We start from the raw sequence: 21,633 nt of genomic DNA, 5'->3' as shown, positions 1-21,633 counted from the left end.
ATGACCGAGGTACCAGTTCCGGCGCCGACGCCGACCGGGATCGATGCCGTCGACCGGGTGCTCGACCTCGTGGCGGGCTTGGCCGAGCGCCCGCTCGAGGAGCATGCGGGCGCGCTGGAGGAGGCGCACGGCGAGTTGCGGCGCACCCTTGACGACCCGCCGGCCGCACCGGCCGTCCCGTAGTGCCGCCGCGCCGACTGCGCCTCGACGCCGAGCTGGTCCGTCGAGGGCTGGCGCCGTCGCGCGAGCGCGCCGCCCAACTGATCGCCGAGGGGCGGGTGAAGGTGGCCGGAGTGGTGGCGGCCAAGCCGGCGACGGGTGTCACGACCGACGTGGCGATCGTGGTCAAGGAGGGCGAGCACGGGCCCGACTACGTCTCGCGGGGCGCCCACAAGCTGGTGGGTGCGCTGGCGGCGTTCGTGCCGCTCGGTCTGCAGGTCGAGGGGCGGCGCTGTCTGGACGCGGGGGCGTCGACGGGCGGGTTCACCGACGTGCTGCTGCGCTCCGGGGCGGCCGAGGTGGTCGCCGTGGACGTGGGCTATGGACAGCTGCACTGGTCGCTGCAACAGCACGAGAGGGTGGTGGTCCACGACCGCACGAACGTCCGCACGTTGACGACCGACGACATCGGCGGTCCGGTCGACCTCGTGGTGGGCGACCTGTCCTTCATCTCGTTGACCCTGGTGCTGGACGCGCTGCTGGGGGTGACCCAGCCGGACGGCGACCTGGCGCTGATGGTGAAGCCGCAGTTCGAGGTCGGCAAGGACCGGCTGGGGAAGGGCGGCGTGGTCCGCGACCCGGAGCTGTGGGTGGAGACGGTGCTGGGTGTCGCGAGAGCCGCGGCCGAGCGCGGGTGGGGTGCGCGGGCGGTGACGGTGAGCCCGCTGCCGGGGCCCTCGGGCAATGTGGAGTTCTTCTTGTGGCTGCGCCACGGGCCGGCGACGGTGGACGAGGAGTCGATGGCGGCGGTCGTGCGGCGCGGTACGTCGCGCCCGGATGAGAGGGTGACCCCATGACGTCCGCGACCAGCGACATCGAGCGCCGGGTGCTCGTGCTCGCCCACACCGGCCGGGCCGAGGCCCGCGACGTCGCACGCGCCTTCGTCAAGGAGCTGACCGGGCACGGCATCGTGGTGCGGTTGCTGAGCCACGAGGCCGACGATCTCGACCTGGCGCCGGGGGAGTACGTCCCGGAGGTGGAGCTGACCGACTCCGAGTCCGACGCGAGCCACGGGTGCGAGCTGACCGTGGTGATCGGCGGCGACGGGAGCATCCTGCGAGCCGCGGAGGTGACCCACCAGCGCTCGACGCCGGTGCTGGGCGTCAACCTGGGGCATGTCGGGTTCCTCGCCGAGGCCGAGCACGAGGACGTCGCAGCGACGATCGAGGCGATCGTCGAGCAGCACTACACCACCGAGGACCGGCTCACGCTGGACGTGAAGGCGTACGTCGCGGGCGAGCTCGTCTACTCGACCTTCGCGGTCAACGAGGCGAGCGTGGAGAAGGCGGCCCGCGAGCGGATGCTCGAGGTGGTCGTCGAGATCGACGACCGGCCGCTGTCGCGGTGGGGCTGCGACGGAGTGGTGTGCGCGACGCCGACCGGATCGACGGCCTACAACTTCAGCGCGGGCGGCCCGATCGTGTGGCCGCAGGTGGAGGCGCTGTGCATCGTGCCGCTCAGTGCGCATGCGCTGTTCGCGCGGCCGATGGTGGTGGCGCCGTCGTCGGTCATCGCGATCGAGGTGCTCGAGGGCAACCAGGGCTCCGGTGTGCTGTGGTGCGACGGTCGGCGCAGCGTCGACCTGCCGCCGGGGGCCCGGATCGAGGTGAGCCGTGGGCAGCGACCGGTGCGGCTGGTACGACTGCACTCGGCGCCGTTCACCGACCGGCTGGTGGCGAAGTTCGGACTGTCCGTCGAGGGCTGGCGGGGGGCCGCGGAGCAGCGCCGTGAGGCGCGCGCCCGGGGGGAGGACGCATGATCGAGGAGATCCGGATCAGCTCGCTCGGGGTCATCGACTCCTCGACGCTCGAGCTGGGACCCGGCCTGACGGTGATCACCGGTGAGACCGGCGCCGGCAAGACCATGGTGGTGACCGCGCTCGGCCTGCTGCTGGGCGGGCGCGCCGACAGCGGTGCGGTGCGGGCGGGGGCGAAGCAGGCCCGGGTCGAGGGGCTGGTGGCCGCGAAGGCACTCCCGGACCTGCTGAGCGCGGTCGAGGAGGCCGGCGGCGAGGCTGAGGACGACGGCGTGGTGCTGGCGCGCAACGTGAGCGCGGAGGGCCGTTCCCGGGCCTTCGCGGGTGGCGCGGCCGTGCCGGTCGCCACGCTCGCCGGGCTGGCCGAGGCGCTGGTCGCAGTGCATGGCCAGTCCGACCAGCACCGGCTGCTCAAGGCGCAGACCCAGCGCCAGGCGCTCGACCGGTTCGGGGCGCTCGAGAAGCTGCTCGCGGCGTACGGCAAGGTGCATGACCGGTTGGTCGCCACCGAGAAGGAGCTGGCCGAGGTCGTCGCGACCGCCCGCGAGCGGGCCCGGGAGGCAGACCTGCTGCGCTTCGGGGTCGAGGAGGTCGCGGCGCTCGCGCCGCAGCCGGGCGAGGACGCCGAGCTGGCGACCGAGGAGGCGCGGCTGGGGCACGCCGACACCCTGCGCGGCGCGGCCGAGCAGGCCCGCGAGGCGCTGTCCAGCGAGCACGGCTCGCCCGACGCCCTCGGCGCGGTGGCGGCGGCGCGCGGACTGTTGGAGGGTGTGCGCGACCACGACACCGAGGCGGCGACGCTGGCCGACCGGGTCGCCGAGGTGAGCTATCTGCTGTCCGACGTCGCGGCCGACGTGGCGTCGTACGCCACCCGCATCGACACCGACCCGGCCCGGCTGGCGTCGGTCTCCGAGCGACGGGCGGCGCTGACCGCGCTGACCCGCAAGTACGGCGACACCGTCGACGAGGTGCTCGCCTGGGCCGAGGAGTCCGCGATGCGGCTGCTCGACCTCGACTCGACCGAGGACCGGATCGCCGAGCTGAGTGCGGAGTCGGCGCGGCTGCGCGGCGAGCTGGCGTCCGCCGGCAGCAAGCTGAGCGAGGCGCGGGTGAAGGCGGCCGGCCGGCTCGGGACGGCGGTGTCCGACGAGCTGACCCTGCTGGCGATGCCGCACGCCGTGGTGACCATCCGGGTCTCGCCGCGCGCGGCCGAGGCGCCGGCGGACCCGGCGCACCCGCCGGCCGACCTGCTGCAGCTGGACGGGCGGTGGGTGCGGTTCGGGCGCAGCGGTCTCGACGAGGTCGAGTTCCTGCTCGCCGCCAACACCGGATCGGAGCCGCGTCCGCTCCACAAGGGCGCCTCGGGCGGTGAGCTCTCACGGGTGATGCTGGCGGTCGAGGTCTGCCTGGCGGGCACCAGTCCGGTGCCGACCTTCGTGTTCGACGAGGTCGACTCCGGGGTGGGCGGCGCGGCGGCGGTCGAGATCGGGCGGCGGCTGGCCAGGCTGGCCGCCGACGCCCAGGTGCTGGTGGTGACCCACCTGCCCCAGGTCGCGGCCTTCGCCGACCGGCATGTGCTGGTGGAGAAGTCCAGCGACGGGTCGGTGACCAGCTCGGGCCTGGTCACGCTCGACGACGCGGGCCGGGAGCGCGAGCTGTCGCGGATGCTGGCCGGCCTCGCCGAGTCCGACACGGCCCTGGCCCATGCCCGCGAGCTGCTCGAGCTGGCGCGGCGAGGCAACGGTTGAGGTCGTCGAGTAGTAGGATGGAATCCCGTGAACATGGCGCCGGGTAGTGGTTCGATTCGACAGGCAAAGCACGTCTTCGTCACCGGGGGCGTCGCCTCCTCGCTGGGCAAGGGACTGACCGCCTCCAGCCTCGGCCGGCTGTTGCGCTCGCGCGGGCTGCGGGTCACGATGCAGAAGCTCGATCCGTACCTCAACGTCGATCCCGGGACGATGAACCCGTTCCAGCACGGCGAGGTGTTCGTCACCAACGACGGCGCCGAGACCGACCTCGACATCGGTCACTACGAGCGCTTCCTCGACACCGACCTCAACCAGATCGCCAACGTGACGACCGGGCAGGTCTACTCGTCGGTGATCGCCAAGGAGCGCCGCGGCGACTACCTCGGCGACACGGTCCAGGTGATCCCGCACATCACCAACGAGATCAAGGACCGGATCCTCGCCATGGGGTACGGCGAGGACCAGGTTGACGTGGTGATCACCGAGATCGGTGGCACCGTGGGCGACATCGAGTCGCTGCCCTTCCTCGAGGCCGCGCGCCAGGTCCGCCACGACATCGGCCGCGACAACTGCTTCTTCCTGCATGTCTCGCTGGTGCCGTTCATCGGTCCCTCGGGGGAGCTGAAGACCAAGCCGACCCAGCACTCCGTCGCCGCCCTGCGCCAGGTCGGCATCCAGCCCGACGCGGTGGTCTGCCGCGCGGACCGGGAGCTCCCGGAGAGCATCAAGAAGAAGATCTCGCTGATGTGCGACGTCGACCAGGAGGCCGTCGTCACGGCCGCCGACGCGCCGTCGATCTACGACATCCCGAAGGTGCTGCACCGTCAGGGCCTCGACGCCTACGTCGTGCGCCGGCTCAACCTTCCCTTCCGTGACGTCGACTGGACGGTGTGGGACGACCTGCTGCGCCGGGTCCACCACCCGAAGGAGGACGTCACGATCGCGCTGGTCGGCAAGTACGTCGACCTGCACGACGCCTACCTGTCGGTGAGCGAGGCCCTGCGCGCCGGCGGCTTCGCCCACGAGGCCAAGGTCGAGATCCGCTGGGTCGCCTCCGACGACTGCGAGACGCCGGCCGGCGCGGCCAAGCACCTCTCCGACGTCGACGCGATCTGCGTCCCCGGCGGCTTCGGCATCCGCGGCCTCGAGGGCAAGCTCGGGGCGCTGACCTATGCTCGCGCCCACGCCATTCCGACCCTCGGTCTGTGCCTGGGCCTGCAGTCCATGGTGATCGAGTACGCCCGGACCGAGCTCGGTCTCGCCAAGGCCGGCTCGACCGAGTTCGACCCGGACACTCCGGAGCCGGTCATCGCGACGATGGAGGAGCAGAAGTCCATCGTCGAGGGCGCCGGCGACCTGGGCGGCACCATGCGTCTGGGCCTGTACCCGGCGCAGCTCAAGTCCGGGACGATCGCCCGCGAGGTCTACGGCGCCGAGGTGATCGAGGAGCGGCACCGCCACCGCTACGAGGTCAACAACGCCTACCGCACGCAGCTCGAGGAGGCCGGCCTGGTCTTCTCCGGGGTCAACCCCGACCTCGACCTGGTCGAGTTCGTCGAGCTGCCGCGCGAGGTCCACCCCTACTACATCGGCACCCAGGCCCACCCGGAGCTGCGCTCGCGGCCGACCCGCCCGCACCCACTGTTCGCGGGGCTGGTCGGCGCGGCCATCAGGCGCCAGCGCGAGACCCGGCTCGAGATCGACGACACCCACCTGCACGCCGAGCCCGTCGACGCGGAATGACGCAGCTGCGCGACGTCCCCGAGTCCTGGCCGGTCGAGGACAGCGTCGACCTGCATCGCGACGACTGGGTCGTGGCGTTCCGCTCCGACCGGATCCGCCGGCCGGGCGCCGACGACGAGGCGCCGTTCCGGCGGCTGGTCCTCGAGCACCCGGGCGCGGCGGTGATCTTGGCCATCGACGCCGAGGACCGGGTGCTGTGCCTCAAGCAGTACCGGCATCCGGCGCAGGCCCGACTGGTCGAGCTGCCCGCGGGCGTGATCGACCACCCGGGCGAGGACCCGGAGGACGTCGCCCGGCGCGAGCTGCGCGAGGAGGCGGCGCTGGCCGCCGAGCGGTGGACCCACCTGCTCTCGACCCTCAGCTCGCCGGGCTACTCCGCGGAGCGCATCCACTACTACCTCGCCGAGGACCTCTCGCCGGCCGACCGGGGCGACTTCGAGCTGCGCCACGAGGAGGCCGACCTCGAGGTCCTCTGGGTGCCGTTCGCCGACCTGGTCGACGCGATCCTCGCCGGCGACGTGACCGACGGACCGGTGGTGCAGGCGGTGCTCGCCGTCCAGGTCCGCCGCGACCGGGAGGCGGCGCGTGGTTGAGCTGGACCCGATCGACGCGGCGATCGTCCGCGAGCTGCAGGACGACGCCCGGCTGGCCAACAACGTGCTGGCCGCGCGGATCGGCATCGCGCCGTCCACCTGCCACGGCCGGGTCCGCTCCCTGTTCGAGCGGGGCGTGATCCGCGGCGCGCACGCCGAGGTGGACCAGGCCAGCATCGGCCGCCCGCTGCAGGCGATGATCTCGGTCCGGCTCCGCCCCCATGCACGCGGCGAGCTGAGCGCCTTCGCCCAGGCGATGGCGACCCTGCCCGAGGTGCTCAACGTCTACTTCCTGGCCGGGGCCGACGACTTCCTCATCCACGTCGCGACGGCGGGCTCGGAGGAGCTGCGGGAGTTCGTGCTGAACCACCTCAGCGGCACCCGTGACGTCGCCATGACCGAGACCAGCCTGATCTTCGAGCACCTGCGCGGCCGGCCTGCCGAACAGGCTTCGGCGCGACGTACGTCACAGGCCTGAACGTCGACGATCCGATCCGAGTTTCCGCGCCAGGCGCGAATTTCGGCTCGTACCTCTAGCGGGCGGGTCGACTGATCTTCATCATTTCTCTCCATGAGGGAATCCGCGACGGATTCCGCGACCGGGAGGAGATCCACATGCGCGTCGGTGTGCCCAAGGAAGTCAAGAACCACGAGTACCGGGTGGCCATCACGCCGATCGGGGTCCACGAGCTGGTCGCCCACGGCCACGAGGTCGTCGTCGAGACGGGCGCCGGCGAGGGCTCCTCGATCCGCGACGCCGACTACGTCGCCGCCGGCGCCACCATCCTCCCGGACGCCGACGCGGTGTGGGGCACCGCGGAGATGGTCCTCAAGGTCAAGGAGCCGATCGCGGAGGAGTACGCCCGGATGCGCGAGGGGCAGGTGCTGTTCACCTACCTCCACCTCGCCGCCGACAAGGCGCTCACCGAGGAGCTGATCGCCCGCAAGGTCACCGCGATCGCCTATGAGACCGTGCAGCTGCCCTCCGGTTCGCTGCCTCTGCTGTACCCGATGTCGGAGGTCGCGGGCTGCCTCGCGCCCCAGGTCGGCGCGTACTCGCTGATGAAGGCGCAGGGTGGCCGGGGTGTGCTGATGGGCGGTGTCGGTGGCGTCGCGAACGCCAAGGTCGTCATCATCGGCGCCGGCGTCTCGGGCCAGAACGCCGCGAACATCGCGCTCGGCATGGGGGCCGACGTCACGCTGCTCGACACCGATCTCGACAAGCTGCGGATGTCGTTTTGGCGCTACAACAACCGGGTCCACGGTCTCGCGTCGTCCAAGCTGACCCTGGAGCAGCAGGTGATGGAGGCCGACCTGGTGATCGGCGCCGTGCTGATCCCGGGCGCGGCGGCGCCCAAGCTGGTGTCCAACGACCTGGTCTCGCGGATGAAGCCGGGCTCGGTGCTCGTCGACATCGCGGTCGACCAGGGTGGCTGCTTCGAGGACACCCGGCCCACCACGCACGCCGCCCCGACCTTCCAGGTGCATGACTCGACGTTCTACTGCGTGGCGAACATGCCGGGCGCGGTGCCGAACACCTCGACCTACGCCCTGACCAACGCGACCCTGCCGTACGCCGTCGCGCTGGCCGACAAGGGCTGGGGCGACGCGTGCCGCGCGGACGCCAGCCTGGCGCTGGGTCTGAACACCCACGCGGGCCTGCTCGCCAACGCGCCGGTCGGCGAGGCCACGGGCATCGCGTCGGTCGCGCTGGAGGAGGCGCTAGCCTGACCGCGTGAGCGGGACGGGAGCGGTGGATCGGGCAGTCCGCACCTATCTCGACCATCTGGCCGTGGAGAAGGGCCTCGCGGTCAACACACTGACCTCCTATCGCAGGGACCTGCGGCGCTACCGCGCCCACCTGGCGGCGGCAGGCATCGACTCGCTCGACGGCATCACCGAGACGACGGTCACCGAGTTCCTCATGCGACTGCGCGAGGGCGACGGCGATCACCCGCCGCTCAGGGCGTCGAGCGCGGCCCGCACGGTCGTGGCGGTGCGCGGCTTCCACCGGTTCGCGGTCGCCGACGGGCTGGCCCGAGTCGACCCGGCAGCGGGCGTGAAGCCGCCGAGCCCGGCCAAGCGGCTGCCGAAGGCGCTGCCGCTGTCCGACGTCGAGGCGATCCTCGAGGCGGCCGGGGCACCGGACACCCCGCTCGCGCTGCGCGACCGGGCGCTGCTGGAGATCCTCTACGGCACCGGCGCCCGGATCTCGGAGGCGGTCGGGCTCGACGTCGACGACGTCAGCCATCTCGCCGAGCCCGACCTCGACCCGGCCGACGCGACCCTGCTGCTGCGCGGCAAGGGCGGCAAGGAGCGGCTGGTGCCGGTGGGTTCCTACGCGCGGGCCGCGCTGTCGGCGTACCTGGTGCGGGCTCGGCCGGCGCTGGTCTCGGCGGCGACGCCGGCGCTCCTCCTCAACGCGCGCGGGGGCCGGCTGTCGCGGCAGTCGGCGTGGGCGGTGCTGGTCAAGGCCGCCGAGCGGGCCGGGGTGACCCGCGACGTCTCGCCCCACACGCTGCGGCACTCGTTCGCGACCCACCTCCTCGACGGCGGCGCCGACGTGCGGGTGGTCCAGGAGCTGCTCGGGCACGCGTCGGTCACCACGACGCAGGTCTACACGCTCGTCACCGTCGACAACCTGCGCGAGGTCTTCGCCACCGCGCATCCGAGGGCCCGCCATGGCTGAGTCGAGTGACGGCGCGTACGACCGGATCCTCGAGTACGCCGAGGGGCGCGGCCTGGAGCTGTACCCGCATCAGGAGGACGCGATCCTGGCGCTGCTGGCCGGCGACAACGTGGTGCTGGCCACGCCGACCGGTTCCGGCAAGTCGCTGGTCGCGATGGCGGCCGCGATGGGTGCGCTCGCCGACGACCGGGTCACCTTCTACACCGCGCCGATCAAGGCGCTGGTGAGCGAGAAGTTCTTCGACCTGGTCGAGGTCTTCGGTGCCGCCGACGTCGGCATGCTCACCGGTGACGTCGCGGTCAACGCCGATGCGCCGATCATCTGCTGCACGGCCGAGGTCCTCGCCAACATCGCGCTGCGCGAGGGCGACCGGGCCGACGTCGGCATGGTCGTGATGGACGAGTTCCACTTCTACGGCGAGCCGGGGCGCGGCTGGGCCTGGCAGGTCCCGCTCATCGAGCTGCCCCAGGCCCAGCTCCTGCTCATGTCGGCCACGCTCGGCGACACCACCGACCTCGCGGCCGACCTGACGCGGCGCAACGGGCGGGACACGACGGTCGTCGACCACGCCGAGCGCCCGGTTCCGCTGGACTTCTCCTGGTCGCTGGAGCCGATGGGGGACAAGCTCACCGAGCTGGTCACCACCGGCCAGGGCCCGGTGTACGTCGTCCACTTCACCCAGGCCGCCGCGGTCGAGCACGCCGTGTCGCTGCTGAGCGGGCCGGGCCGGCTCGACACCGCCGTACCCAAGGAGCGCAAGGAGCAGATCGCCGAGCGGATCGCGGGTGTCCGCTTCGCCGCCGGCTTCGGCAAGACCCTCAACAAGCTGCTGCGGCAGGGGATCGGCGTCCACCACGCCGGCATGCTGCCGCGCTACCGGCGCCTGGTCGAGCAGCTCGCCCAAGGCGGGCTGCTGACCGTCATCTGCGGCACCGACACCCTGGGTGTCGGCATCAACGTGCCGATCCGCACGGTGCTGTTCACCGGACTCGCCAAGTTCGACGGCTCGCGGCAGCGGGTGCTGCGCACCCGCGAGTTCCTGCAGATCGCCGGACGGGCCGGCCGGGCGGGCTTCGACACGGCGGGCTACGTCGTCGTCCAGGCGCCGGAGCACGTCATCGAGAACGAGTTGGCCAAGGCGAAGGCCGCGGCCAAGAACGCCGCGATGAGCGCGGAGAAGCAGGCCAAGCGCGGCTCCAAGGCGCAGCTCAAGAAGCCGCCGCCGGGCACCGTGGTCTGGACCGAGCAGACCTTCGACAAGCTGGTCGAGGGGAAGCCGGAGCCGCTGAAGTCGCAGATGAAGGTCGACAACGCGATGCTGGTCAACGTGCTCTCCCGCGAGGAGGACGCGTTCCCGGTGCTGCGCCGGCTGCTCATGGACAACCACGAGGAGCGGCGCAGCCAGCTGCGCCTGGCCAAGCGGGCGGTCCGACTGGCTCGCAGCCTGGTCGCCTCCGAGGTGCTGACCCGGCTCGACCAGGCCGACGAGCTCGGCCGGCGCTACGTGCTCACCGAGGCGCTGCCCGAGGACTTCGCGCTCAACCAGCCGCTCTCGCACTTCGCGCTGGCGGTGCTCGACGTGCTCGACCCCGGCAGTCCGGACCTCATGCTCGACGTCGTCTCCGTCGTCGAGGCGACCCTGGAGGCGCCGCGCCCGCTGCTGATGGCGCAACGGCACGCCGCGCGCGGCGAGGCGATCGCGGCACTCAAGGCCGACGGCGTCGAGTACGACGAGCGGATGGCCCTGGTCGAGGACATCACCTGGCCCGAGCCGCTGGCCGAGCTGCTCGAGCCGCTCTTCGAGACCTACCGCGAGCGGCACCCGTGGCTGGCGCCCGACGCGCTGGCGCCCAAGTCGGTGGTGCGGCAGATGTGGGAGCAGGGGATGGGGTTCACCGACCTGGTCTCCCGCTACCAGGTGGCCCGCTCCGAGGGGCTGGTGCTGCGCTATCTCACCGACGCCTACCGGGCGCTGCGGCAGACGGTGCCGGCGTCGTACCGCACCGAGGAGCTCGAGCTCCTCGTCGAGTGGCTGGGGGAGACGGTCCGCCAGGTCGACTCCTCGCTGCTCGACGAGTGGGAGGCGCTCGCCGACCCGTCGCACGCGAGCGCGGCGGTCAGCCACCACGAGCCGCCGCCCCCGCCGCGCCCGCTCAGCCAGCAGGGCCGGGTCTTCGACGTCATGGTCCGCAACGCGCTGTGGCGCCGGGTCGAGCTGGTCGCCCGCGACGACGTGCCGGCGCTGGCCGCGCTCGACGCGGAGGCCGCGTGGAGCGAGGCCGACTGGGACGGGGCGATCGAGGACTACTACGCCGAGCACGACCGGCTGCTCACCGACGCCGACGCGCGCGGGCCCGTGCTGCTGGAGGTGGAGAAGGAGGCCGGCCGGTGGGTCGTCACCCAGACCCTGCACGACCCGGACGGCCACCACGACTGGGTGATCCGCGCCGAGGTCGACCTCGCGGCCAGCGACGAGGCCGGCGAGGCCGTCGTACGGACGCTGGAGATGGTGAGCCTGACCGGCTGATCGGGGCCTGTGGACGACCGGTTGCGGAGGCGACCGGAGGGGCGCGGAGTCGAGTCGTCCCCTGGCTCGCGGCGCGCCTCCCGAATGTCTCCGTGTCGACATTGTTGGATGGAGCAGTCCCGGGCTCTGGGGAAGGAGCCCGCAACCACTCCAGACAAAGGTGAGGGCGATGGCCGGCTTCTACGGAGGATCCAGTGCACCCGACATGCCGCCGAGGACGCCGATCCCGGCGCCCGGCAGCGACGTACCGCTCGGCACGGAGGACGCGGCCGTGAGCGAGGACGCCATGACCCTGCAGTTCCCGCTGCCGGACCGCCACGCTCCCGAGCCCGCCTCGGTGCAGACCCCGACCGGGGAGCTGGGCCCGACCGGTCGCCCGATGCCGGTGCTGCCGGACCCGAGGCCGGTGACCGCGCACGGGCACGCGCGAGTGATCTCGATGTGCAACCAGAAGGGCGGCGTCGGCAAGACCACGACGACGATCAACCTGGGCGCCGCGCTGGCGGAGTGTGGTCGCAAGGTGCTGCTCGTCGACTTCGACCCGCAGGGCTCGCTCTCGGTCGGGCTCGGACTGAACCCGCACGAGATGGAGAGCACGGTCTACAACCTGCTCATGGACCCGGAGGCCACGCTCGACGAGGTCGTCGTGCCCTCCGGGGTGCCGGGGATGGACCTGCTGCCGTCCAACATCGACCTGTCGGCCGCCGAGGTGCAGCTGGTCCACGAGGTCGCCCGCGAGCAGACCCTGCAGCGCGTGCTGGCCCCCGCGATCGCGGAGTACGACGTCATCCTCATCGACTGCCAGCCCTCGCTCGGCCTGCTGACGGTCAACGCGCTCACCGCCTCCGACGGCGTGATCGTGCCGCTGGAGTGCGAGTACTTCGCGCTGCGCGGCGTCGCGCTGCTCAAGGCCACCATCGACAAGGTCAAGCAGCGCCTCAACCCGGGCCTGGAGGTCGACGGCGTCCTCGGCACCATGTACGACGGCCGCACGCTGCACGGCCGCGAGGTGCTCGAGCGCCTGGTCCAGGCGTGGGGCGACAAGGTCTTCCACACCGTCATCCGCCGCACCGTGAAGTTCTCCGACTCCACCGTCGCCGGCGAGCCGATCACGTCGTACGCCTCCGGATCGAGCGGGGCGGAGGCGTACCGCCAGCTCGCGAAGGAGGTGGCGGTACGGTGCCTCGACGTGTGAGCATGCCGGCCGCGGACGACCTGTTCCGGCCGACCACGGAGTCGTCGGGGCCTGCCGTCCGCGCTGTTCCGGACCCGCCGGCCGACGTACCCGAGAAGGCGCCGAAGGGCCCGACCGGACGGGTCCGCCACGAGGAGAAGATCACGGTCTACGTCTCCTCGGCGGAGCTGATGGAGCTGGAGCGGGCCCGGCTCACCCTGCGCGGGGAGCACGGCATGGCCGTCGACCGCGGTCGCCTGGTCCGCGAGGCGCTGCACCTGGTCCTGGGCGAGCTCGAGGCCGAGGGGGAGAGCTCCGCGCTGGTCAGGCGCCTGCGTGAGTCATGATGCAGGTGTGAGCGAGGTCGAGGCGGGCGCCGAGCCCGCGCAGGGACACGGCGGGTTCGCCGTGCACCTGGTGAACTTCGAGGGCCCGTTCGACCTGCTGCTGAGCTTGATCTCCAAGCACAAGCTCGACGTCACCGAGGTCGCGCTCTCCAAGGTCACCGACGAGTTCATCGCGCACATCAAGCAGCTCCCCGACGACGCCCTCGAGGAGACGACGTCCTTCCTGCTGGTCGCGGCGACCCTGCTCGACCTCAAGGCCGCCCGGCTGCTGCCGGCCGGCGACGTGGAGGACGAGGAGGACCTCGCCCTGCTGGAGGCACGGGACCTGCTGTTCGCGCGGCTGCTGCAGTACAAGGCCTACAAGCAGGTCGCGGCGGTCCTCGACGGGCGGCTGCAGGCCGAGGCGCGCCGCTTCCCACGGGCGGTCGGCCTGGAGGAGCGGTACGCCGGCCTGCTGCCCGAGGTGCTGATCGGGATCGGCCTCGAGGCGTTCGCGGCCCTGGCGGCCAAGGCGATGACGCCCAAGCCGGAGCTGCAGCTGACCCTGCACCACATCCACGCGCCGACGGTCAGCGTGCGCGAGCAGGCCGCGATCGTGGTCGACCGGCTGCGGCGCAGCGGCACGCTGACCTTCCGCGCGCTGTGCGGCGACTCGCCGGACACGCTGACGACCGTGGCGCGCTTCCTCTCCCTGCTCGAGCTGTTCCGCGAGGGGGCCGTCGCCTTCGACCAGGTGACGCCGCTGGGGGAGCTGACGGTGCGCTGGACCGGCGACGAGGCGGTCGACGTGGAGGACCTGATCACCGACGAGTTCGACGGGGCGGCGCCGGCCGACGACGCGCCCGCTGAGGAGAGTCCGAGCGATGACTGACCAGCCAGCGATGACCGAACAGACCGACGAGGTCGAGGCCCCCGCCGGGCCGGTGGCCGAGCTGCGGCCCGCGCTGGAGGCGGTGCTGATGGTCGCCGACCAGCCGCTGGACGCGGTGGCCCTCGCGACCGTCGTCGGCTACCCGGAGCCCGAGGTGGTCGAGGCGCTGGCCGCCCTCGCGGCGGAGTACGACGAGCAGGGTCGCGGCTTCGAGCTGCGCAATGTCGCGGGCGGCTGGCGCTACTACACCCGCGAGGAGCTCGCTCCGGTCGTGGAGGCGTTCGTGCTGGAGGGCCAGCAGGCCCGGCTCACCCAGGCCGCGCTGGAGACCCTCGCCGTCGTCGCCTACCAGCAGCCGGTCTCCCGGGCCCGGGTGTCGGCGGTGCGTGGCGTCAACGTCGACGGCGTGATGCGGACCCTGCTCAGCCGCGGGCTGGTCGAGGAGGCCGGTCGCGACGGCGAGCACGGCGCCACGCTGTACCGCACCACCAGCTACTTCCTGGAGCGGATCGGCATCGTGTCCCTCGACGAGCTGCCCGACCTGGCCCCGCACCTGCCGGAGCTCGCCGAGGTCGAGGAGGAGCTGCGCGAGAGCGTCGCGGTCGCGGCCGACGAGCCCGCACCGGTCGCCGAGGAGGCCGGCGATGACGCGTGACATCGCGGTCGACGACGACGGCCAGATCCGGCTGCAGAAGCTGCTCGCGCAGTCCGGCGTCGCCTCGCGGCGCCGGTGCGAGGAGCTGATGCTGGAGGGCGAGGTCGAGGTGGACGGCGAGGTCGTCACCCGGCTCGGCACCAAGGTCGACCCGCGCACCGCGGTGATCAAGGTGTCGGGCAGGCGGCTGCCGCCGATCTCCGACCACGTCTACCTGGTGCTCAACAAGCCGCGCGGCGTGGTGTCCACCATGTCCGACCCGCAGGGCCGCCGTACCCTGTCCGACCTGGTGGCCGACCGTCCTGAGCGGCTCTTCCATGTGGGCCGGCTCGACACCGACACCTCGGGCCTGCTGCTGCTGACCAACGACGGCGACTTCGCGCACCGGATGGCGCACCCGTCGTTCGAGGTGGAGAAGACCTACGTCGCCGAGGTGGCCGGGCGGCTCGCCAAGGGCACGCTCGCCGAGCTGCTCGCCGGGGTGACCCTGGAGGACGGCCCGGTGGAGGTGCGCCGGGCGCGGGTCATCGACACCTCGGCCGAGAAGTCGATCATCGAGCTGGTCATCCACGAGGGCCGCAACCGGATCGTGCGCCGGCTGCTCGACCAGGTCGGGCACCCGGTGCGCCAGCTGAGCCGGACCAGGTTCGGGCCGATCGAGCTCGGGACGCTGCGCGGCGGGACGCTGCGCGAGCTGTCCGACGACGAGCTCGGCCAGCTGCTGGAGCTGGTCGGTCGGTAGCCCTACCGTGGGTCGGGTGAACCCGGTCCCACCGGTGCCCGCCGCCCTGCGGAGACATGTCGTCGCACGGATGCCGTACGACGTCGACTTCGGCGCGCCCGGCGTCCACCGGGGCCTGCCGTCGACCACGATCACCCTGGTGCTTCCGCTCGAGGAGCCGCTCCGGGTCTCCTGGGCGGGACGGCCGGCGAGCCTGCACTCCGCGTGGGCGTCGCTCTCGGGGCTGCACACCGAGCCGGCGGCGATCCATCACGGCGGGTCGCAGCGCGGGGTGCAGCTGGCACTGAGCGTCGAGGGCGTGCGGGTGCTGCTCGGGCGGCCCGCGGCGGACCTGTCCGGGGCGCTGACCGACCTGGACGAGGCCGTCGTACCACCGGCGTTGCGGGAGCTGCCCGAGCGGCTGCACGCGCTGGCGTCCTGGCCCGCGCGGGTGGCGCTGGTCGACCGGACCCTGGCCGTCCTGGCCGCGCGCGGGGGCGACCCGGCACCGCGGGCCGAGGTGGCGCGTGCGCTGGCGCTGCTGACGGCGGGGGCCCGGGTGGCCGACGTGGCCGAGGAGGTCGGCTACAGCCGCCGCCGGCTCGGCACGCTGGTGCGGGCGGAGTGCGGACTGGCGCCCAAGGCGTTCCAGCGGGTCGCGCGGGTCGAGACCGCACGAGGCCTGCTGGGGCGGCGGCCGCTCGCCGAGGTGGCGAGCGCCTGTGGCTACGCCGACCAGGCGCACCTGACCCGCGAGTGGACCGCGCTCGCCGGGTGTACGCCGACCACCTGGCTGCGCGAGGAGTTCCCGTTCCTTCAAGACCACGAGGGCGACGAGGGAGCAGGCTCGGCGCATGGGTACTGACGAGAAGGCAGCGACCGTGCGGCTCTGGCCCGCCTTGCAGTTCCGCGACGTCGACGTGATGACCGCCTGGCTGCGGGCGATCGGGTTCGTCGAGCACGGCACCTACCGCGACGAGTCCGGCCTCGTGGTCCATGCCGAGTGGCTGTGGCCCGCGGGCGGCGGGATCATGTTCGGCGCCGTGCGCCCCGGCGCGCCGCTCCAGCCGGCAGGCACCGGCGCGGTCTACCTGGTGACCGACGACCCCGACGCGGTGTTCGACGCCGCGGTCGCGGCCGGCGCGGCCGTGGAGCGGGCGATGGTCGACCAGGACTACGGCGGGCGCGGCGGCAGCGTGCGCGACCCGGAGGGCAACCACTGGTCGTTCGGGTCCTACCAGCCGGGCGCGACGACCGGCGCCTGAGCATGACCACTAGTGGTCATCTCCGGAAGTTGTGCGGGGGTGGCCCGCGCTCCGGGTGCGTGCATCGCAAGGCGCCGGCGCGCAGCCATACCGGGTCGTCTCGCCAGCGTCGGCAACGCCGCGAGGCGCGCGCCCGGGGTGCGGGACACCCGAAGAACTTCCGGAGATGACCACTAGCCTTGCCTGCGTGTCTGAGACGAGTGTGCTCGTGGGGCCGGTCGAGATCGTCGGGACCGGCCTGATCGGCACCTCGATCGCGCTGGCCTGCCGTCGCGCCGGGCTCGAGGTGCTGCTCACCGACACCACGCCGGACCACGTGCGCACGGCGACCGGACTCGGCGCCGGCCGGGCCCGCACGCCCGAGGATGTTCCGCAGCTGGTCGTGGTCGCCGTGCCGCCGGACGCGCTCGGCGCCGTCATCACCCAGGTGCTCGACACGGTCGGGCCCGAGACGGTCGTGACCGATGTCGGCAGCGTCAAGGCCGGTCCGCTGGCGGCGGTGTCGGGACACCCCGCGGTGAGCCGGTACGTCGGCAGCCACCCGATGGCGGGCACCGAGCACTCCGGGCCGCTGGCGGCCAACGCCGAGCTCTTCGACGGCCGGCCGTGGGCGATCACACCCGGGCCGGACGCGACGCCGTCGGCGACCCGCGTGGTCGAGGCGCTGGCGCTGGTGTGCGGCGCGGTGCCGGTCCATCTCAGCCCCGTCGAGCACGACCGCGCCGTCGCCCGCACCTCGCACGTCCCGCACCTGATCGCCTCGCTCGTCGCCGGCACCCTCGCGGGCGCCTCGGCCGAGCACCTCGCGCTGTCGGGCACCGGCGTGCGCGACGTCACCCGGGTCGCCGGGGGCGACCCGCGGCTGTACAGCCAGATCATCAGCGGCAACGCGACCGCGGTCGCCGCGCTGCTGGCCGAGGTCCGCGCCCGACTCGACCTCGCCCTGGAGGCGGTCGCCGGCGGCGACCGGGTCGGCCTGGAGTCGCTGCTCGCCTACGGCCAGGCCGGCACCCGTGCCATCCCCGGCAAGCACGGCGCCGCGCCGCTGCCGATGGAGGCGGTCCGGGTGGCCCTGCCCGACCAGCCGGGCGGGCTGGCGCGGCTGTTCGCCGACGCCGGCGACAGCGGCGTCAACATCGAGGACGTCCGGATCGACCACGACCCCGGCCGCCCGGTCGGCCTCGTCGAGCTCGACGTGGTGGAGGGCCGGGCCGAGGAGCTGCGGGCCGCTCTGGAGTCGAGGGGCTGGCTGACCCACCGGTAAGGTGCCGCCCGTGAATGTGCCGGTGAACGTGGTCGTAGCAGTGGACGGAACCTCCGGCTCGGGCAAGTCCAGCACCTGCCGCGCCGTCGCCGACCGGCTCGGGCTGCGCTATCTCGACACCGGTGCGCAGTACCGTGCGGTCACCTGGTGGATGCTCGACCGGGGCGTCGACGTCCACGACCCGGCTGCCGTCGCCGCGCGCGCGGGGGAGCCGGTGCTCGAGTCCGGCACCGACCCCCTCGCCCCGGCCATCACCGTCGACGGTCGCGACGTCTCTGTCGAGATCCGCAGCGACGAGGTCAATGCCGCCGTCTCGCCGGTCAGCGCGGTCCCCGAGGTCCGCGCGCGGCTGGTGGAGCTCCAGCGCGCGATCATCGGCGGCGGCGGGATCGTCGTCGAGGGCCGCGACATCGGCTCCGTGGTCTGGCCCCGGGCCGAGCTCAAGGTCTACCTCACCGCCGACCCGGCCGCCCGCGCGGCCCGCAGGGCCCTGGAGAACGGCGGCGCGGACGTCACCGCGACCCAGGAGTCCCTGCTCGCCCGGGACCGGATCGACTCCGGCCGCGCGGTGGCTCCGCTGACCATGGCCGACGGCGCGGTCCATGTGGACTCGACCGAGCTGAGCCTCGACGAGGTCGTCGACGTCGTGGTGGGCCTGGTGGCGAAGCGCGTGTGAGCGCGCACACCCAGCGTCCCCGCAGCGACGGGGTCCGCACCCCGGCGCGCGGGCTGCTCGTCCGTGGCCGGCCGACCTCGCGCTGGCTGATCCGGCGCCGGTACGACGTCCGGGTGCATCACGCCGAGCGGTTCCCCGGGACCGGCCCGGCGGTGGTGGCGGGCAACCACATCGGGTTCGTCGACGGGCCGCTGATGGCGATCTTCGCGCCTCGGCCGGTCCACGCGCTGACCAAGGTCGAGATGTTCTCCGGGCCGCTCGGGGCGTTCCTGCGGGCCTCGGGGCAGATCCCGCTCGACCGCACGCACACCGATCCGGCTGCCGTGCGGATCGCGCTGCGGGTGCTCCGGGAGGGTCATGCGGTGGGGGTCTTCCCGGAGGGCACCCGCGGGCCAGGCGACCTGGAGCGGTTCCACGGTGGGGCGGCCTATCTCGCGTTGGTGACGGGGGCGCCCGTCGTACCGCTGAGCTTCGTGGGCTCCCGCGACCCGGGTGGATCGAGCAGCTCGCTGCCGCACCCGGGGGCCCGGATCGACATCGTGGTGGGGGAGCCGTACGCCGTCGATGCGGCTCCCTGGCCCCGGACGCGGGAGAATGTCCGGATGACCTCGGCCGCGCTGCGCGCCCACATGCAGCAGCAGCTGGCCGAAGCCCTGGACGAGACGGGGCGGCGCCTGCCCGGCCCGCTCCCGCAAGGAGAGCGTGATGAGTGAAGACACCCCGGCCGGGGTGGTCCCGGTGCTGGCCGTCGTCGGCCGCCCGAACGTCGGCAAGTCGACCCTGGTGAACCGGATCCTCGGGCGCCGCGAGGCCGTCGTCGAGGACATTCCCGGCGTGACTCGCGACCGGGTGTCGTACGACGCCGAGTGGGCCGGGCGGGCGTTCACGCTCGTCGACACCGGCGGCTGGGACCCGGACGCGCGCGGCATGGCGGAGCGGATCAGGGCCCAGGCCGAGGTGGCCGTGACCCTGGCCGACGCCGTGCTCTTCGTCGTCGACGCCTCGGTCGGCATCACCGACGCCGACGAGGCCGTCGTCCGGGTGCTGCGCAAGTCGGGCAAGCCGGTCGTGCTCGCCGCCAACAAGGTCGACGACGAGCGGGCCGAGGCCGAGGCCTACGGCCTGTGGAACCTCGGCCTCGGCGAGCCCTTCCCGGTCTCCGCGCTGCACGGCCGCGGCTCGGGCGACCTGCTCGACGCCGTACTGGCGGTGCTGCCGGAGGCGCTCGACCGCGTGGGGGAGGAGCTCGGCGGACCGCGCCGGATCGCCATCGTCGGGCGCCCCAACGTCGGCAAGTCCTCGCTGCTCAACAAGCTCGCCGGCGAGGAGCGCGTCGTCGTCGACAATGTCGCCGGCACGACGGTCGACCCGGTCGACGAGCTGGTCTCGCTGGGCGGGCGGGACTGGCGCTTCATCGACACCGCCGGCATCCGCAAGCGGGTCAAGGAGGCCTCGGGCCACGAGTACTACGCGTGGCTGCGCACCTCCACCGCCATCGAGCGCGCCGAGGTGTGCGTGCTGGTGCTCGCCGGCAACGAGTCTATCGCCGAGCAGGACATGCGGATCCTGCAGGAGGTGCGCGAGGCCGGCAAGGCGCTCGTGATCGCCTTCAACAAGTGGGACCTCGTCGACGCCGAGCGCCGCTACTACCTGGACCGCGAGATCGACCGCGACCTGGTGCAGGTGCAGTGGGCGCCGCGGATCAACATCACCGCGAAGACCGGCTGGCACGTCGACCGGCTGGTGCCCGCGCTGGACCGCGCCATCGAGGGCTGGGAGACCCGGATCTCCACCGGCGCGCTCAACGCCTTCCTCGGCCGGATCGTCGCCGAGCACCCCCACCCGGTGCGCGGCGGCAAGCAGCCGCGGATCCTGTTCGGCAGCCAGGTGCAGAGCGCGCCGCCGGTGTTCAAGCTGTTCACCACCGGCAAGCTCGACCAGGGCTACGAGCGGTTCATCGAGCGCCGACTGCGCGAGGAGTTCGGCTTCGTCGGCACGCCGATCGAGATCAAGGTGCAGCCGCGCGAGAAGCGCGGCCGACGCTGAGCCGGGCTGACCCGGGTGCCGGCCCGGGTCAGCGTGGCCCGGGTCAGATCCGCTCGATGACGGTGCCGGTGGCCATCGCGCCGCCGGCGCACATCGAGATCAGCGCGGTGCTTCGGTCGCGCCGCTCCAGCTCGTGCAGCGCGGTGGTGATCAGCCGGACGCCGGTGGCGCCGACCGGGTGACCGAGCGCGATCGCGCCGCCGTTGACGTTGACCTTGTCGAGGTCGACGCCGTGGACGCCGGCCCAGGACAGCACGACCGAGGCGAAGGCCTCGTTGACCTCGAACAGGTCGACGTCGCCGATCGCCATGCCGGTCTTGTCGAGCAGCCGCTGGGTGGCGTCGATCGGGCCGTCCAGGTGGTAGTACGGGTCGGAGCCGACCAGGCACTGGGCCTTGATCCGGGCCCGCGGGGTCAGGCCCAGCGCCCGCGCCCTGTCCTCGTCCATGATGAGCAGCGCGGCGGCGCCGTCGGAGATCTGCGACGACGTGCCGGCGGTGTGCAGGCCGCCCTCGAGCACGCTCCTCAGGCCGGCCAGGCCCGCGGCGGTGGTCTCCCGCAGGCCCTGGTCGGCATCGACGACGCGGGTCTGGCCGGTCGGGTTGCCGTCGGCGTCGAGCACGGGCGCGGTGATCGGCGCGATCTCGCGCTTGAAGCGGCCCTCCTCGACGGCGACCTTGGCCTTGGCCTGCGAGGCCAGGCCGAGCGCCTCGAGATCGGCGCGGGTGAGGCCGCGGTTCCTCGCGATCCGGTCGGCGGCCTCGAACTGGTTCGGCATGTCGATGGACCAGTCGGCGGGGCGCGGGTCGCCCAGCCCCGGCGGGACGTTCGCGCCGAGCGGGATCCGCGACATCATCTCGACCCCGCAGGCGATGCCGACGTCGATGGTGCCGGCGGCGACCATGTCGTTGACCAGGTGGGTGGCCTGCTGGCCCGAGCCGCACTGCGCGTCGAGGGCGGTGCCGGCGGTGGCCTGGGGGAGCCCGGCGTAGAGCCAGGCCCGGCGTACGGCGTCATTGGACTGCTCGCCCGCCTGGGTCACGCAGCCGCCGACGACCTGCTCCACCAGAGCGGGGTCGACGCCCGCGCGGCGGAGCACCTCGGCCTGCACGAAGCCCAGGGTCTGGGCCGGGTGCAGGCCGGCCAGCCAGCCCTTCCGCTTGCCCAGGGGAGTGCGGACTGCTTCGACGATCACAGGGTTGCCCATGCCCGCACGGTAGCACCGGATTAGAACACGTTCTATCTTTCGTCCCACCTGTGGCGGGCCGAGGAGAAAGTCCTTTCACGAAACCCTTTCGTATTGCCGTGATGCTTTGTACGGTTGCCCTAGAACGTGTTC

Annotated in this window: 22 protein-coding genes; 21 read left to right on the top strand and 1 reads right to left on the bottom strand. The window is 72.8% G+C overall.

The annotated features are described in order from the left end of the window. The 21 genes from ACUP6Y_RS12665 (at position 1) to der (ending at position 20,294) form a co-directional block, all read left to right on the top strand. Entirely contained in the window at positions 1 to 183 is a 183-nt protein-coding gene (locus tag ACUP6Y_RS12665; protein ID WP_462551074.1) for a hypothetical protein, read from the top strand. After that, positions 183 to 1,016, top strand: a complete 834-nt coding sequence (locus ACUP6Y_RS12660) for a TlyA family RNA methyltransferase (RefSeq protein ID WP_462551073.1) — start codon at positions 183 to 185, stop codon at positions 1,014 to 1,016. The genes ACUP6Y_RS12665 and ACUP6Y_RS12660 overlap by 1 nt, the downstream gene beginning before the upstream one ends. Next, entirely contained in the window at positions 1,013 to 1,978 is a 966-nt protein-coding gene (locus ACUP6Y_RS12655) for an NAD kinase (protein ID WP_462551072.1), read from the top strand. Before ACUP6Y_RS12660 ends, ACUP6Y_RS12655 begins: the two co-directional genes overlap by 4 nt. After that, complete coding sequence (gene recN / locus ACUP6Y_RS12650) at positions 1,975 to 3,723, top strand: DNA repair protein RecN (protein WP_462551071.1); 1,749 nt, start codon at positions 1,975 to 1,977, stop codon at positions 3,721 to 3,723. Before ACUP6Y_RS12655 ends, recN begins: the two co-directional genes overlap by 4 nt. Positions 3,724 to 3,756: 33 nt before the next feature. Then, positions 3,757 to 5,466, top strand: a complete 1,710-nt coding sequence (locus tag ACUP6Y_RS12645) for a CTP synthase (RefSeq protein WP_462556720.1) — start codon at positions 3,757 to 3,759, stop codon at positions 5,464 to 5,466. Beyond that, positions 5,463 to 6,059 carry an NUDIX domain-containing protein gene (locus tag ACUP6Y_RS12640; protein WP_462551070.1) on the top strand — a complete coding sequence of 199 codons (597 nt, stop codon included), beginning with the start codon at positions 5,463 to 5,465 and terminating at the stop codon, positions 6,057 to 6,059. Before ACUP6Y_RS12645 ends, ACUP6Y_RS12640 begins: the two co-directional genes overlap by 4 nt. Further along, positions 6,052 to 6,537 carry an Lrp/AsnC family transcriptional regulator gene (locus ACUP6Y_RS12635; protein ID WP_462551069.1) on the top strand — a complete coding sequence of 162 codons (486 nt, stop codon included), beginning with the start codon at positions 6,052 to 6,054 and terminating at the stop codon, positions 6,535 to 6,537. Before ACUP6Y_RS12640 ends, ACUP6Y_RS12635 begins: the two co-directional genes overlap by 8 nt. Before the next feature lie 137 nt (positions 6,538 to 6,674). Then, entirely contained in the window at positions 6,675 to 7,790 is a 1,116-nt protein-coding gene (gene ald, locus ACUP6Y_RS12630; protein WP_462551068.1) for an alanine dehydrogenase, read from the top strand. 4 nt (positions 7,791 to 7,794) lie between these two features. Beyond that, positions 7,795 to 8,748 (top strand): site-specific tyrosine recombinase XerD, encoded by a 954-nt coding sequence (locus ACUP6Y_RS12625; RefSeq protein ID WP_462551067.1) that lies wholly within the window; start codon positions 7,795 to 7,797, stop codon positions 8,746 to 8,748. After that, positions 8,741 to 11,275, top strand: a complete 2,535-nt coding sequence (locus ACUP6Y_RS12620; RefSeq protein ID WP_462551066.1) for a DEAD/DEAH box helicase — start codon at positions 8,741 to 8,743, stop codon at positions 11,273 to 11,275. The genes ACUP6Y_RS12625 and ACUP6Y_RS12620 overlap by 8 nt, the downstream gene beginning before the upstream one ends. Before the next feature lie 169 nt (positions 11,276 to 11,444). Further along, positions 11,445 to 12,470, top strand: coding sequence for a ParA family protein (locus tag ACUP6Y_RS12615; protein ID WP_462551065.1), 1,026 nt, complete (start codon positions 11,445 to 11,447; stop codon positions 12,468 to 12,470). Further along, complete coding sequence (locus ACUP6Y_RS12610) at positions 12,455 to 12,796, top strand: hypothetical protein (protein ID WP_462551064.1); 342 nt, start codon at positions 12,455 to 12,457, stop codon at positions 12,794 to 12,796. Before ACUP6Y_RS12615 ends, ACUP6Y_RS12610 begins: the two co-directional genes overlap by 16 nt. Before the next feature lie 7 nt (positions 12,797 to 12,803). Beyond that, entirely contained in the window at positions 12,804 to 13,667 is an 864-nt protein-coding gene (locus ACUP6Y_RS12605) for a segregation and condensation protein A (protein ID WP_462551063.1), read from the top strand. Then, on the top strand, positions 13,660 to 14,322 hold the full coding sequence (gene scpB / locus ACUP6Y_RS12600) for an SMC-Scp complex subunit ScpB (RefSeq protein WP_462551061.1): 663 nt from the start codon (positions 13,660 to 13,662) through the stop codon (positions 14,320 to 14,322). The genes ACUP6Y_RS12605 and scpB overlap by 8 nt, the downstream gene beginning before the upstream one ends. After that, positions 14,312 to 15,064 (top strand): pseudouridine synthase, encoded by a 753-nt coding sequence (locus ACUP6Y_RS12595; RefSeq protein WP_462551060.1) that lies wholly within the window; start codon positions 14,312 to 14,314, stop codon positions 15,062 to 15,064. The genes scpB and ACUP6Y_RS12595 overlap by 11 nt, the downstream gene beginning before the upstream one ends. 70 nt (positions 15,065 to 15,134) lie before the next feature. After that, positions 15,135 to 15,908, top strand: coding sequence for a helix-turn-helix domain-containing protein (locus tag ACUP6Y_RS12590; protein ID WP_462551059.1), 774 nt, complete (start codon positions 15,135 to 15,137; stop codon positions 15,906 to 15,908). Beyond that, positions 15,898 to 16,308, top strand: a complete 411-nt coding sequence (locus tag ACUP6Y_RS12585) for a VOC family protein (RefSeq protein ID WP_462551058.1) — start codon at positions 15,898 to 15,900, stop codon at positions 16,306 to 16,308. The genes ACUP6Y_RS12590 and ACUP6Y_RS12585 overlap by 11 nt, the downstream gene beginning before the upstream one ends. 187 nt (positions 16,309 to 16,495) lie before the next feature. Further along, positions 16,496 to 17,572 (top strand): prephenate dehydrogenase, encoded by a 1,077-nt coding sequence (locus ACUP6Y_RS12580; protein WP_462551057.1) that lies wholly within the window; start codon positions 16,496 to 16,498, stop codon positions 17,570 to 17,572. Between the two features lie 10 nt (positions 17,573 to 17,582). Next, positions 17,583 to 18,248 carry a (d)CMP kinase gene (cmk, locus tag ACUP6Y_RS12575; protein WP_462551056.1) on the top strand — a complete coding sequence of 222 codons (666 nt, stop codon included), beginning with the start codon at positions 17,583 to 17,585 and terminating at the stop codon, positions 18,246 to 18,248. Continuing rightward, entirely contained in the window at positions 18,245 to 18,961 is a 717-nt protein-coding gene (locus tag ACUP6Y_RS12570) for a lysophospholipid acyltransferase family protein (RefSeq protein WP_462551055.1), read from the top strand. Before cmk ends, ACUP6Y_RS12570 begins: the two co-directional genes overlap by 4 nt. Then, positions 18,954 to 20,294 carry a ribosome biogenesis GTPase Der gene (der, locus tag ACUP6Y_RS12565; RefSeq protein ID WP_462551054.1) on the top strand — a complete coding sequence of 447 codons (1,341 nt, stop codon included), beginning with the start codon at positions 18,954 to 18,956 and terminating at the stop codon, positions 20,292 to 20,294. The genes ACUP6Y_RS12570 and der overlap by 8 nt, the downstream gene beginning before the upstream one ends. Positions 20,295 to 20,337: 43 nt before the next feature. Here der and ACUP6Y_RS12560 read toward each other — a convergent pair whose 3' ends face one another. Next, the gene (locus tag ACUP6Y_RS12560; RefSeq protein WP_462551053.1) at positions 20,338 to 21,501 is read right to left on the bottom strand and encodes a steroid 3-ketoacyl-CoA thiolase; all 1,164 of its coding nucleotides are present in this window, start codon (positions 21,499 to 21,501) and stop codon (positions 20,338 to 20,340) included. Between the last annotated feature and the right edge of the window lie 132 nt (positions 21,502 to 21,633).

This window comes from Nocardioides sp. S5-5 (assembly GCF_054954065.1).
Note: the sequence above shows the minus strand (reverse complement) of the source record. Positions and strands in the feature narration are given on the sequence as shown.

Excerpts from the sequence above, each read along its gene's own strand:
- ACUP6Y_RS12665 (WP_462551074.1), top strand. The coding sequence starts at position 1 with ATGACCGAGGTACCAGTTCCGGCGCCGACGCCGACCGGGATCGATGCC.
- ACUP6Y_RS12655 (WP_462551072.1), top strand. The coding sequence starts at position 1,013 with ATGACGTCCGCGACCAGCGACATCGAGCGCCGGGTGCTCGTGCTCGCC.
- recN (WP_462551071.1), top strand. The coding sequence starts at position 1,975 with ATGATCGAGGAGATCCGGATCAGCTCGCTCGGGGTCATCGACTCCTCG.
- ACUP6Y_RS12645 (WP_462556720.1), top strand. The coding sequence starts at position 3,757 with ATGGCGCCGGGTAGTGGTTCGATTCGACAGGCAAAGCACGTCTTCGTC.
- ACUP6Y_RS12640 (WP_462551070.1), top strand. The coding sequence starts at position 5,463 with ATGACGCAGCTGCGCGACGTCCCCGAGTCCTGGCCGGTCGAGGACAGC.
- ald (WP_462551068.1), top strand. The coding sequence starts at position 6,675 with ATGCGCGTCGGTGTGCCCAAGGAAGTCAAGAACCACGAGTACCGGGTG.
- ACUP6Y_RS12620 (WP_462551066.1), top strand. The coding sequence starts at position 8,741 with ATGGCTGAGTCGAGTGACGGCGCGTACGACCGGATCCTCGAGTACGCC.
- ACUP6Y_RS12615 (WP_462551065.1), top strand. The coding sequence starts at position 11,445 with ATGGCCGGCTTCTACGGAGGATCCAGTGCACCCGACATGCCGCCGAGG.
- scpB (WP_462551061.1), top strand. The coding sequence starts at position 13,660 with ATGACTGACCAGCCAGCGATGACCGAACAGACCGACGAGGTCGAGGCC.
- ACUP6Y_RS12595 (WP_462551060.1), top strand. The coding sequence starts at position 14,312 with ATGACGCGTGACATCGCGGTCGACGACGACGGCCAGATCCGGCTGCAG.
- ACUP6Y_RS12590 (WP_462551059.1), top strand. The coding sequence starts at position 15,135 with ATGCCGTACGACGTCGACTTCGGCGCGCCCGGCGTCCACCGGGGCCTG.
- ACUP6Y_RS12585 (WP_462551058.1), top strand. The coding sequence starts at position 15,898 with ATGGGTACTGACGAGAAGGCAGCGACCGTGCGGCTCTGGCCCGCCTTG.
- der (WP_462551054.1), top strand. The coding sequence starts at position 18,954 with ATGAGTGAAGACACCCCGGCCGGGGTGGTCCCGGTGCTGGCCGTCGTC.
- ACUP6Y_RS12560 (WP_462551053.1), bottom strand. The coding sequence starts at position 21,501 with ATGGGCAACCCTGTGATCGTCGAAGCAGTCCGCACTCCCCTGGGCAAG.